9 protein-coding genes are annotated in these 12,467 nt (G+C 72.9%); 5 read left to right on the top strand and 4 right to left on the bottom strand.

Annotated features, from left to right (window positions below; translation table 11 throughout):
- Window positions 1–52 precede the first annotated feature (52 nt).
- Window positions 53–973, bottom strand: a complete 921-nt coding sequence (locus N5875_RS11925) for a TetR/AcrR family transcriptional regulator C-terminal domain-containing protein (RefSeq protein ID WP_318207805.1) — start codon at window positions 971–973, stop codon at window positions 53–55.
- 125 nt (window positions 974–1,098) lie between these two features.
- Between N5875_RS11925 and N5875_RS11920 the strand changes: the two genes are divergently transcribed.
- Window positions 1,099–2,595 (top strand): MFS transporter, encoded by a 1,497-nt coding sequence (locus N5875_RS11920; protein WP_338493516.1) that lies wholly within the window; start codon window positions 1,099–1,101, stop codon window positions 2,593–2,595.
- Between the two features lie 166 nt (window positions 2,596–2,761).
- Here the strand turns inward: N5875_RS11920 and N5875_RS11915 are convergent, their stop codons facing one another.
- Both N5875_RS11915 and N5875_RS11910 read right to left on the bottom strand, forming a co-directional pair.
- Complete coding sequence (locus N5875_RS11915) at window positions 2,762–4,570, bottom strand: ABC transporter ATP-binding protein (protein ID WP_338493515.1); 1,809 nt, start codon at window positions 4,568–4,570, stop codon at window positions 2,762–2,764.
- Window positions 4,567–6,399 (bottom strand): ABC transporter ATP-binding protein, encoded by a 1,833-nt coding sequence (locus N5875_RS11910; protein WP_318207965.1) that lies wholly within the window; start codon window positions 6,397–6,399, stop codon window positions 4,567–4,569. The genes N5875_RS11915 and N5875_RS11910 overlap by 4 nt, the downstream gene beginning before the upstream one ends.
- Window positions 6,400–6,721: 322 nt before the next feature.
- Between N5875_RS11910 and N5875_RS11905 the strand changes: the two genes are divergently transcribed.
- The 4 genes from N5875_RS11905 to N5875_RS11890 are packed head-to-tail and all read left to right on the top strand — an operon-like array spanning window position 6,722 to window position 10,329.
- Window positions 6,722–7,627: an ABC transporter ATP-binding protein gene (locus N5875_RS11905; protein WP_318207802.1), complete on the top strand. Its 906-nt coding sequence runs from the start codon at window positions 6,722–6,724 to the stop codon at window positions 7,625–7,627.
- Window positions 7,624–8,373 (top strand): ABC transporter permease, encoded by a 750-nt coding sequence (locus N5875_RS11900; protein ID WP_318207801.1) that lies wholly within the window; start codon window positions 7,624–7,626, stop codon window positions 8,371–8,373. Before N5875_RS11905 ends, N5875_RS11900 begins: the two co-directional genes overlap by 4 nt.
- Before the next feature lie 19 nt (window positions 8,374–8,392).
- Window positions 8,393–9,691, top strand: coding sequence for a sensor histidine kinase (locus tag N5875_RS11895; RefSeq protein ID WP_318207800.1), 1,299 nt, complete (start codon window positions 8,393–8,395; stop codon window positions 9,689–9,691).
- Window positions 9,688–10,329: a response regulator transcription factor gene (locus N5875_RS11890; RefSeq protein ID WP_338493513.1), complete on the top strand. Its 642-nt coding sequence runs from the start codon at window positions 9,688–9,690 to the stop codon at window positions 10,327–10,329. The genes N5875_RS11895 and N5875_RS11890 overlap by 4 nt, the downstream gene beginning before the upstream one ends.
- Before the next feature lie 10 nt (window positions 10,330–10,339).
- Here the strand turns inward: N5875_RS11890 and glgX are convergent, their stop codons facing one another.
- On the bottom strand, window positions 10,340–12,460 hold the full coding sequence (gene glgX / locus N5875_RS11885; RefSeq protein ID WP_338499153.1) for a glycogen debranching protein GlgX: 2,121 nt from the start codon (window positions 12,458–12,460) through the stop codon (window positions 10,340–10,342).
- Window positions 12,461–12,467: the final 7 nt, after the last annotated feature.

Below are 12,467 nucleotides of genomic sequence, written 5' to 3'. Positions count from 1 at the left end.
GTGCGTCGGGAAGTTGGCCGGAAATCGTCCGCTGCCCGTAAGGCCGTGTTCGTTAACCGGACGTTTCGTCGATCAAGGACGCGATGCCGTCCAATGTTCGCCCGAGCCCGAATTCGAAGAGTGTCCGCAGATCGAGACCGAACCCGCCGCCGCTCGTCACCGAGGCCAACTCCGGGTACGAGCCACCCGATTGGATCGCGTCGAATCGTGGCTCGTTCTGTTCCATCCACTCGCTGTCGGAGATGCCCGAATCCTGTCGGGCCTGCTCCTCCAGATCGTCCGCCATCGACAGCCCCTGGACGTAGGCGAAGACCGTCAGATGGGTGTGGAGCTTCTGGATGGGGGTGAGCGGCGTGCCCCTCAGCACCCGCAGGATCCACTCCGTGTACGCCATCGCGTTCGGCGTCGCCACGGGCCGCGTGAACGAGGCCATCGCGTGCGCCAGCCACGGGTGCCGGGCGTACACGTCACGCAACCAGCGCGCGCCCTGCTCCAGACCCGTCCGCCAGTGCGCCGGCACCGGACCGAGCGGGACCTCGCCACAGACCGCGTCCGTCATCAGACGGATCAGCTCCGGCTTGCCCGGGACATGGCGGTACAGGGCCATGGTCGAGACGCCGAGCATCGCCGCCACCCTGCGCATCGTCAGGGCGTTCAGACCCTCCGCGTCGGCGAGTGCGAGAGCCGCGGCGACGATCTCCGCGCGGGCCAGGGGAGTTGCCGCCCGGTCCCCGCCCGCCGCCCGGGCGCCCTTCGCCGCCGGCACGACCACCGTGCCCACCCCCGGCTCCGCCCGGACCAGGCCCTCCTGGCGGAGCACCGCGAGTGCCTTCGTGGCCGTCGCCATGGCCACGCCCCACTCGCGGGTGATCGCCCGCGTCGACGGAAGCCGGTCCCCCGGTCCCAACTCGCCCACCTGTACGCGGCGACGGAGCTCGGCGGCGATCGCGAGGTAGGGCGGTTGCGTCGTCATGGCGGGAGTGTACTAGTGCACCAAGAGGGGCGTACGCGCCCCTGAACTGCCCTTTCCCCGCGAGGATTCCAGGTGCACTAGGGCGGGACTGGCACCGTACGCACCTCGCTGCTTCCCTCCTCCGCATGACACTCACCGCACAGCCGGAGCCCGCCACCGGACCCGGCCCCGCTCGCGCCGGCCGCCGTGAATGGACCGCCCTCGGCGTCCTCATGCTGCCGCTGCTCCTCGTCTCCATGGACGTCTCCGTCCTCTACTTCGCCATCCCCGCCGTCAGCGCCGACCTGCGGCCGGGAGCCACCGAACAACTCTGGATCCTCGACGTCTACGGCTTCGTCCTCGCCGGGCTCCTCGTCACCATGGGCGCGCTCGCGGACCGCGTCGGGCGCCGCAAGGTCCTGCTCGGCGGCGCGGCGCTCTTCGGTGTCGCCTCCGTGGCCGCGGCCTACGCCCAGAGCCCCGGCGCCCTGATCGGCGCCCGTGCGCTGCTCGGCGTCGCCGGGGCCTGCCTCATGCCCGCCACGCTCGCCCTGCTCCGGGTGCTGTTCACCGACCCGGCACAGCGCGCGAAGGCCATCACCCTGTGGACCTCGGTGATGGCGAGCGGCATCGCCCTCGGGCCCGTCGTCAGCGGCGCGCTCGTCGAGCACTTCTGGTGGGGGTCCGTCTTCCTCGTCAACCTGCCGGCCATGGCCCTGCTCCTCGTCCTGGGCCCCCTGCTGCTGCCCGAGTCCAAGGGACCGGCCGTCACCGGCCGGTTCGACGTCCTCAGCGCCGCCCTCTCGCTCGGCGCGCTGCTGCCGCTCATCCACGGCATCAAGGAACTGGCCGAGGACGGCTGGGCGCCCCTTCCGGCGGGCGGTGTGGCCGTGGGGCTGCTCGCCGGTCTGCTGTTCGTCCGCCGACAGGCCCGGCTCGCCCATCCCATGGTCGACCTCGCTCTGCTGCGGAACCGGGCCTACGGCGGCTCCGTCCTCGCCAACCTGCTGGCGATGGCGGCGACGGTCGGCTTCGCCGTCTTCCTCACCCAGTACCTGCAGTCCGTCCTGGGCCAGAGCCCGTTCGAGGCGGCGCTCTGGAGCCTGGTGCCGACCGTGGGCGTGCTCGCCGGAGCGCCCGCGGCCGCGGCGCTGGCCCAGAAGACCGACCGGGCGTACGTGATGGCCGGAGGGTTCCTCGTGGCCGCCGCCGGCTTCGCCTGGCTCGCCGGCATCGACCGCGCCACGCCCCTCTGGGTGGTGCTCGTGGCGGGTGCCGTCTACGCCGGCGGGCTGGTGTCCGCGATGACGCTCGCCAACGAACTGGCTCTCGGCGCCGCGCCACCCGAGCGGGCGGGGTCCGCCGCCGCGGTGCTGGAGTTGGGAGCCGAACTCGGCGGAGCACTCGGCATGGCACTCCTGGGCACCCTGGGGGCGGCGGTCTACACCGGCGCGATGCCCGCGTCCGCGCCGCCCGCGGCTCGCGAGACCCTGGGCGGGGCGCTGACCTCCGGGCCCTCGGTGCTGGACGCCGCACGCACCGCGTTCGTGGAGGCGATGGGGGTGGTCGCCGTCGGCGCGGCCGTGCTGATGGTGGCGTCGGCCGCGCTGTCGCTGGTCCTGTTGCGGCGGGCGCGGGGCTGAAACCCGTGGGTGGTGCCGTGGGGGCCGTTCCGGGGGCCGCATTCGGGACTCATGATCTACGGCGCATCGGGAGCAGTTCTTGCTGAACGCTCTGGTCGCGCCACACATCACGTTTTACGTCCCGAACGCGACCCCCTCCACGTCCCCCACTGCGTTGAGCGGTCGACTACCCCACCAGACTCTCCCGCCAAGCCTGGTGCAGCCCCGCGTAGTGGCCCTCATCGGTGACCAGGTCCGAGGGCGCACCGTCCTCGACGATCCGACCCGACTCCATCACCAGGACCCGGTCCGCGACCTCGACCGTGGACAGACGGTGGGCGATGACGACAGCCGTACGACCCGCCAGGACCGTGTCCATGGCCCGCTGCACCGCCCGTTCGCCCGGGACGTCCAGCGAGCTGGTGGCCTCGTCCAGGATCAGGACCGCCGGGTCCGCGAGCAGGGCCCTCGCGAAGGCGACCAGCTGCCGCTGGCCCGCCGAGATGCGGCCGCCCCGCTTGCGTACGTCCGTGTCGTAGCCGTCCGGCAGCCCCTTGATGAAGTCATGGGCCCCGATCGCGCGGGCCGCGTCCTCGATCTGCTCGCGGGTCGCGTCCGGGCGGCCGATCGCGATGTTCTCGGCGACCGTTCCCGAGAAGAGGAACGCTTCCTGGGTGACCATGACGATGCCCCGGCGGAGGTCCGGGGTGGTCAGGTCGCGGAGGTCCACGCCGTCCAGGCGCACCGCGCCGTCCGTGGGGTCGTAGAAGCGGGCCAGGAGTTTCGCCAGGGTGGACTTGCCCGCGCCCGTCGCCCCCACCACCGCCACCGTCTGGCCGGCGGGGATCGTCAGGTCGAAGGCGGGCAGGACCTCGCCGCCGGTGCGGTAGGCGAAGCGGACCTTGTCGAACGTGACCTCGCGCCCCGGGGAGCCCGTGCGGGCGGGCAGCGTGCGGGGGTCGGTCGTCTCGGGGACTCCGGGTTCCTGGGCGAGCAGGCCCGCGATCTTGGCGAGGGACGCGGCGGCCGACTCGTACGAGTTGAGGAACATGCCCAGCCGGTCGATCGGGTCGTACAGGCGCCGCATGTACAGGACCGCCGCCGCCAGGACGCCCAGCTCCAGGGAGCCCGAGGCCACCCGGTAGGCGCCCCAGAGACACATACCGGCGACCGCCGTGTTCGCGACGAGCCGCGAGCCCACGACATAGCGGGCCATCTCCAGGAGCGCGTCGCCGTTGCTGCGCTCGTGCCGGTGGTTGAGCGTCGCGAACTCGGCGTTGTTGACCCGCTCCCGGCGGAACGCCCGTACCGGACGGATGCCGTTCATCGTCTCCGCGAACTTCACGATCACGCCCGCGATGGCCGTGGAGCGCTCGGCGTACACCGCTCCGGCACGTCGCCGGTAGACGCGCACCAGGAAGGAGAGGGGGAGGAAGGAGGCCACGGCGACCGCGCCGATGCCCAGGTCGAGGTAGAGGAGGATCGCCGAGATCGAGACGAAGGAGAGGACGACGCCGATCAGCTCCTGCAGGCCCTCGGAGAGGAGCTCCCGGAGGGATTCGACGTCCGTGGTCGAGCGGGAGATCAGCCGGCCCGAGGTGTACCGCTCGTGGAAGTCGACGCTGAGGATCTGCGAGTGGCGGAAGATCCGGCCGCGCAGATCGAGCAGCACGTCCTGGTTGACGCGGGCGGCGCCGCGGACGAAGACGTACTGGAGGAGGCCCGAGAGCGCCGCGCAGAGGAGGTAGCCGAGGCCCACCGCGAGCACGGGGCCGTGGTCGCCCGCACGGAAGGCGGGGACGCCCTCGTCGATGGCGTACGCGACGAGGAGGGGACCGGCCTGGATCGCGCCCTCCTTGACGAGGAGCACCAGGGCGGCCGTCGCGACCCGCAGGCGGTGGGTCGAGAGGAGCGAGCGGAGCAGGGCGCCCGTCGCTCCGGGGGGAGCCGGGAGGTCGTCGCGGTCGAAGGGGTCGCTGGTCTGCTGTTCCGTCATCGGTCCCCGCCCTCGCCGTCGCCGGACATGTCGCCGGACATGTCGTCGAATGTGTCACCGGACATCTCGCCGGACATCAGCCAGGCGTACTCCTCGCTGCTCCGCAGCAGTTCGTGATGGGTGCCCACGGCCGCGATCCGGCCCCGGGACAGCAGCGCCACCCGGTCGGCCAGCATCACCGTCGACGGACGGTGCGCCACGACGAGTGCCGTGGTGTCCCGCAGGACCTCCCGCAGGGCCGCCTCCACGCGGGCCTCCGTGTGGACGTCGAGCGCGGACAGGGGGTCGTCCAGGACCAGGAAACGGGGGCGGCCGACGACCGCCCTCGCCAGGGCGAGCCGCTGGCGCTGGCCGCCGGACAGGCTCAGGCCCTGCTCGCCGACCTGGGTCGCGGCGCCGTCGGGCAGCCGCTCGACGAAGCCGTCCGCCTGCGCCACACCGAGGGCGCGGCGCAGTTCCGGCTCGCCCGCCGTTCCGTCCGCGCCCATCAGGACGTTCTCCCCGACGCTGGCGGAGAAGAGGGTGGGCTCCTCGAACGCCATCGACACCAGGGACCGCAGCCGCTCCCGTTCCATCAGGGCGATGTCCTCGCCGTCCAGGAGGATGCGGCCGCCCGTCGCCTCGTGCAGCCTCGGTACGAGGGCGGTGAGCGTGGTCTTGCCGGAGCCCGTGCCGCCGACCAGGGCCAGGGTCTCACCGGGGCGGATGTGCAGGTCGATGCCGTCGAGGACGGGCGGGGAGTCCGCCGGGGCGTCCGGGTAGCGGAACGACACGCTCTCGAAGCGCACGCCGCCCGGACCGCCGGCCGTCGCGCCCCGGGCGGCCTTCGCGCCCAGGGCAGTCGGGGTAGCCGGGGCAGCCGGGGCGGTGTCCGGCTCCTCCTCGGCGTCCATCACCTCGAAGTACCGTTCCGTCGCGGTCGCCGCCTCCTGGCTCATCGCCAGCAGGAAGCCGATCGACTCCACCGGCCAGCGCAGCGCCAGGGCCGTCGACAGGAACGCGACGAGCGTGCCCGCCGACAGGTCCCCGTCCGCCACCTGGACCGTGCCGAGGACGAGGGCCGCCCCGATGGCCAGCTCCGGTACGAAGGTGATGACCGCCCAGATCATCGCGAGCAGCCGGGCCTTGACGAGTTCCGTGCCGCGCAGTCGGCCGGAGAGCTCGCGGAAGGCCGTCGCCTGGCTGCGATGGCGGCCGAAGCCCTTGACGATCCGGATGCCGAGGACGCTCTCCTCGACGACCGTCGTCAGATCGCCCACCTGGTCCTGGGCGCGGCGCGCGACCACCCCGTACCGGCCCTCGAAGATCGAGCAGACGATGACGAGCGGGATGACCGGGGTGAGGAGGACGAGCCCGAGGGACCAGTCCTGGGCGAGCAACAGGACGTAACCCGCGAGGATCGTCACGGCGTTGACCAGCAGGAACGTCAGCGGGAAGGCCAGGAACATCCGGACCAGCATGAGATCGGTCGTGCCCCGGGAGAGCAGCTGGCCGGAGGCCCACCGGTCGTGGAAGGCGATCGGGAGCCGCTGGAGCCTGCCGTACAGATCGGCCCGCATCCTCGCCTCCACCCCCGACAGGGGGCGGGCCACCAGCCATCGCCGGTAGCCGAAGAGCACCGCCTCGGCGATGCCGAGCAGCAGGAGGTAGAGCGCCCCCAGCCACACGCCGCCCGGGTCCCGGTCCGCGACCGGCCCGTCGACCAGCCACTTCAGTACGAGCGGGATGACGAGCGACAGACAGGACGCGACGATCGCGACGAACGCGGCCGTGAACAACCGCGCCCGCACGGGCCGCACGTACGGCCAGAGACGGAGCAGCGTCCGCACCGCGGAACGGTCGCGATCGGCGCGATCGGCGCGATCGGCGTGAGCGGCGTGGTGGGCGTGGTCGGCGTGAGCGGCGTGGTCGTCATGGCCGTCGCGGGAATCGGGGGCGGGGGGCGCTGGGGCGACAGGTTTCTCGGGCATCAGGCCCGACCATACGGTTCACCACTGACACGTCTCATCCTGTTTTCCGGCCACCGATCGGCCGGAAGGGCGCAGGCGCCGGACGGCCGTGAGTCGTACCGCCCATCAACCGATCGGTTGATGTCCACGACGAGCGAGATGGCCGATACCCGTGCCGCGCCCCGGCCGACAGCCTTGGGGCATGACAGTGATCGAGGTGCGGGGACTGCACAAGTCGTACGGCGGCCGGAAGGTCGTCGACGGGGTGACGTTCGAGGTCGGTGAGGGCGAGGTCTTCGGGATCCTCGGGCCCAACGGCGCCGGCAAGACCACCACGGTGGAGTGCGTGGCGGGGTTGCGGACCCCCGACGAGGGCCGGGTGCAGGTCTGCGGGTACGACCCCGCGAGCCGGCGCTCCGAACTCACCCGGGTGCTCGGCGTCCAGCTCCAGGAGAGCGAGCTCCAGGCCAAACTGACCGTCCGGGAGGCGCTCGACCTGTACGCCTCCTTCTACGAGCGGCCTGCCGACCGGCAGGCCCTCGCCGAGCGGCTCGGGCTGCTGCCGCATCTGAGGAGCCGGTTCGGGAAGTTGTCGGGCGGCCTGAAGCAGCGGCTCCTCATCGCCCTCGCGCTGATCGGCGACCCGCGGATCGTCGTCCTCGACGAACTCACCACCGGCCTCGACCCACGAGCCCGCCGGGAGGTCTGGGAGCTCGTCGAGTCCATCCGGGACGACGGGGTGACGGTGCTGCTCGTCACCCACTTCATGGAGGAGGCGCAGCGTCTCTGCGACCGGATCGCCGTCCTCGACCAGGGCCGGATCGCCGCGCTCGACACCCCCGAGGGGCTGATCGGGCGGGCCGCCGCAGCCAAGGTGATCTCCTTCGCGGCCGACACCGCGCTCGACGCGGAGGCGCTGCGGGCCCTGCCCGGAGCCGCCTCCGTCGCGACGGCGGACGGCCGGACGGTCGTCAGCGGCACGGAGGAGACCGTCGCCGCCTTCGTCTCCCTCCTCGCCCGCCGGGGCGTCACGGCCGGGCAGCTCCGGGTCGCCGACGCCACCCTCGACGACGCCTACCTCGACCTGACGGGAGCCGAACTCCGATGAGTACGACCAGCCCTGCCGCCGCCGTCCTGCGGACCGAGGTCCGCCTCTTCACCCGCGAACCCGGCACCCTGTTCTGGGTGATGGCCTCGCCGACCGTGCTGATCGTGATCCTCGGTCTGATCCCCTCCTTCCGGGAGGCGTCCGAGGACCTCGGCGGGCGACGCGTCATCGACCTCTACGTCCCCGTCTCCGTTCTCTTCGCCCTCATCATGGCCGCGGTCCAGGCCATGCCCGCGGTCCTCGCCGGCTACCGGGAACGCGGCGTGCTGCGCCGAATGTCCACCACCCCGGTCCGGCCCGCGGCGCTGCTCACCGCCCAGATCGTGCTGTACGCCGCGGCCACCCTGGTCTCCGCGGTGCTGGTGATCACGGTGGGGCGGCTCGCCTTCGGCGTCGGCCTGCCGGGCAACCTCGCGGGGTACGTCCTCGCCCTGCTCCTCACCGTGGCGGCCGGTCTGGCCCTCGGCGCCACCGTGTGCGCGGTCTCCCGGACCCAGAGCATCGCCTACGCCGTCGGCTCGGCCGTCGCGTTCCCCGCGATGTTCACGGCCGGAGTCTGGGTGCCTGTCCAGGCCATGCCCGATACGCTGCAGCGGATCGTCGGACTCACCCCGTTCGGCGCCGCATCCGAGGCCCTCGACTCGGCCGTGAGGGGCGGCTGGCCCGGCTGGGCCGCGCTCGGGGTACTGGCCCTGTGGACGACCGTGCTGACCGCCGCGTCGGTGCGCTGGTTCCGCTGGGAGTGACAGGAGAGGAGGCGGCGGGGTGCCCACCACCGTCGAGGAGCGCTGGCGCCAGTTCATCCGCTGGGGGCCGTTCGGACTGCTCGGCATCGCCGTCGTGATCGCCGGGGCCTCGGCCGACCTGCTCATGGACCGTACGGAGACGGTGACGGCCGGCGTCCTGGTGGCGGCGGTGCTCCTCCTCCACGTGGCGTGGGACCGCCGGTGCTCCAGGGTGGTCGCGGCCGCCGGGTGGGGGCCCGAACGGCCGGGGACCGGACCCGTGCTGGTGCCGGGGGCGCCGGGGCCGGCCTCCGTCACCTTCTTCGTCCTCCGTACCGCCCTCGCCTTCGCGCTCAGCTGGCTCAACCCGTTCTTCGCGATCTACGCCTGCGCCGGCTACTTCGACGCCGTCCACCTGCTGCCCCACCGCCTCACCCGGGCCGGGCTCCTCGTCACCGCCGTCACCATGGCCGGTTCCCAGTCCGGCGGTCTGCCGCCCGCCTCCCTCGTGCACTGGCTCGCCTTCGGCGGGCTGTTCGCCCTGAACGCCTGCCTCGTCATGGCCTTCGCCCACCTCGGCACGAAGGAGACGGAGAAGGCCGCCGAGCGCGCCGCGACCATCGCGGAACTCGCCCGCGCCAACGAGCGCCTCGAACGGGCCCTCGCCGAGAACGCCACCCTCCAGGCCCAGCTCCTCCTCCAGGCCCGCGAGGCCGGGATCGCCGACGAGCGGCGCCGGCTCGCCGCCGAGATCCACGACACCATCGCCCAGGGCCTCACCGGGGTCATCACCCAGCTCCAGGCCGCCCACGCCCTCCCCGACCGGGCCGGCGCCGACGTCCACCTGCGGCGGGCCGCCGACCTCGCCCGGCACAGCCTCGGCGAGGCCCGCCGCTCGGTGCGGAACCTGAGCCCGGTCGCCCTGGCCCACGACACCCTCGACGACGCCCTGCGCAGGACGGTCGCCGACTGGGCCGAGCACAGCGGCGTCGACACCCGGTTCACGGTCACCGGCACCGTGCGGCCGCCGCACGACGAGGTCGCCGCCACCCTGCTGCGGATCGCCCAGGAGGCCCTGTCGAACGCCGCACGCCACGCGGGGGCGACCCGGGCGGGCGTCACCCTCTCCTACATGGGTGACGAGATCACCCTCGACGTACGGGACGACGGCCGGGGCTTCGACCCGCTCGCCCTCCCCGAACGCGGCTCCACGGGCGGCGGGTTCGGACTCGACGGCATGCGGGCCCGGGCCGAGCGCCTCGCCGGCTCCGTCACGGTCGAGACCGCCCTCGGCGAAGGCACCGCGATCTCCGCTCGCGTACCGTGGGCCGCACCATGAGCGAGATCACCCTGCTGATCGTCGACGATCACCCCGTCGTACGGGACGGCCTGCGCGGCATGTTCACCGCGGCCGCCTCCGGATTCCGCGTCCTCGGCGAGGCCTCCGACGGCCACGAGGCCGTCGAACTCGCCCTGCGGCTCGACCCGGACGTCGTCCTCATGGACCTGCGCATGCCCGGCGGCAACGGCGTCGACGCCATCGCCGAGCTCACCCGGCGCGGCGCCCGGGTCCTCGTCCTCACCACGTACGACACGGACACCGACACGCTCCCGGCGATCGAGGCGGGCGCCACCGGCTACCTCCTCAAGGACGCCCCGCGTGAGGAGCTGTTCGGGGCCGTGCGGGCCGCCGCCGACGGCCGGACCGTCCTCTCCCCGGCCGTCGCCACCCGCCTCGTCACCGCCGTCCGCACGCCCGCCGCCCCGGCCGCCGTCACCGCGCTCTCCGCCCGCGAGGGCGAGATCCTGGCCCTTGTCGCCAAGGGCACCGCCAACCGGGCCATCGCCGCCGAGCTCTTCATCAGCGAGGCCACCGTGAAGACCCATCTCACGCACATCTACGGCAAGTTGGGGGTCAACGACCGGGCGTCCGCCGTCGCCGCCGGATACGACCGGGGGATCCTGGGCCGCTCGTGACCCGGGTCGCTCACCCCCCGACCCGGAGCAGGACCATCGAGCGGGCTCCCACGACCAGCGTGTCGCCGCCGCGGTGGAGGGTGCCCGGTGGGGCCGACTGGTCCTCGCGGGACGTGTCGACGACCAGCTCGTACGTCTCCGCCCACGGTGCGCCGGGGAGGCGGAAGTCCAGGGGGCGCGGGCCCGCGTGGAGGACGGCGAGGAAGCTGTCGTCGGTGATCTGCTCGCCGCGCTCGTCCCGGCCCGGTATGTCGCGGCCCGACAGATAGAGGCCGAGCGTGGCCGTGGGCGCGTACCAGTCGGGTTCCGTCATCTCGGTGCCCTCCGCGGTGAACCAGGCCAGGTCCCGCAGCCCGTCCGCGCCCTGGGGGCGGCCGGAGAAGAAGGCGCGGCGGCGCAGGACCGGGTGGTCGTGGCGGAGGGCGAGCAGCCTGCGGGTCAGGGCGAGGAGCTGGGCCCGGCCGGGGTCGTCGGGCAGGGTCCAGTCGACCCAGCCGGTGGCGTTGTCCTGGCAGTAGGCGTTGTTGTTGCCGCCCTGGGTGCGGCCCATCTCGTCGCCGGCGACCAGCATGGGGACGCCGGTGGAGAGGAGCAGGGTGGTGAGGAGGTTGCGCTGCTGGCGGAGCCGGAGGCCGTTGATGCCGGGGTCGTCGGTCTCGCCCTCCACCCCGCAGTTCCAGGAGCGGTTGTCGTGGGTGCCGTCGCGGTTGCCCTCGCCGTTGGCCTCGTTGTGCTTGCGCTCGTACGTGACGAGGTCCCGCAGGGTGAAGCCGTCGTGCGCGGTGACGAAGTTGACGGAGGCGTACGGCCGGCGTCCGCCCCAGGCGTACAGGTCGCTGGAGCCGGACAGCCGGTAGCCGAGGTCCCGTACGTCGGGCAGCGCGCCGCGCCAGAAGTCCCGTACGGCGTCCCGGTAGCGGTCGTTCCACTCCGTCCACAGCGGAGGGAAGGCCCCGACCTGGTAGCCGCCGTTGCCCACGTCCCAGGGTTCGGCGATGAGCTTGACCCGGCGGAGCACCGGGTCCTGGGCGATGACCGCGAGGAACGGGGAGAGCATGTCGACGTCGTGCATCGAGCGGGCCAGGGCGGCCGCCAGGTCGAAGCGGAAGCCGTCGACGCCCATCTCCGTGACCCAGTAGCGGAGGCTGTCGGTGATGAGCCGCAGGACCTGCGGTTGCACGACGTGCAGGGTGTTGCCGCAGCCCGTGTAGTCCGTGTAGCGGCGGGCGTCGGACTGGAGGCGGTAGTAGCCGCGGTTGTCGATGCCCTTCAGGGAGAGTGTGGGGCCGAGCTCGCCGGCCTCCGCCGTGTGGTTGTAGACGACGTCGAGGATGACCTCGATCCCGGCCGCGTGCAGCGCCCGCACCATCCGCTTGAACTCGCCGACCTGCTGTCCGGTCGTCCCCGAGGAGGAGTATCCGGCGTGCGGGGCGAAGTAGCCGATCGAGTTGTAGCCCCAGTGGTTGCGCAGACCCCGCCGGAGGAGGTGGTCCTCGTGCGCGAACTGGTGCACCGGGAGCAGTTCCACCGCCGTCACCCCGAGGCCCACGAGGTGCTCGATCGCCGCCGGGTGCGCCAGACCCGCGTACGTGCCCCGCAGCCGCTCGGGGATGCCCGGGTGGAGCCGGGTGAAGCCCTTCACGTGCAGCTCGTAGATGACCGAGTCCTGCCAGGGCGTCTTGGGCCTGCGGTCGTCGGACCAGTCGTCGTCGTCCTGGACGACGACGCCCTTCGGGACGTACGGCGCCGAGTCCCGCTCGTCGCGGACGGTGTCGGCGACATGCTGCTGCGGCCAGTCCCGGACGTGTCCGTACACCTCCGCGGGCAGCGCGAAGTCGCCGTCGACGGCCCGCGCGTACGGGTCGAGGAGCAGCTTCGCCGGGTTCCAGCGGGCCCCCGTCCACGGGTCCCAGCGGCCGTGCACCCGGTAGCCGTACCGCTGCCCGGCCCCGATCCCCGGCACGAAGCCGTGCCAGATCTCGTGCGTCAGCTCCGTCAGCGGCAGCCGCGTCTCCGTCCCGTCCGGGTCGAAGAGGCACAGCTCGACCGCCTCCGCCCCGCCCGCCCACAGGGCGAAGTTGGTGCCGGTCACCCCGTCGGGGCCGACCCGGCAGCGGGCGCCGAGCGGCATCGGCGCG

This window comes from Streptomyces sp. SJL17-4, from assembly GCF_036826855.1.
Classification (GTDB): Bacteria; Actinomycetota; Actinomycetes; order Streptomycetales; family Streptomycetaceae; genus Streptomyces.
This window is presented reverse-complemented; position numbering and strand designations above follow the sequence as displayed.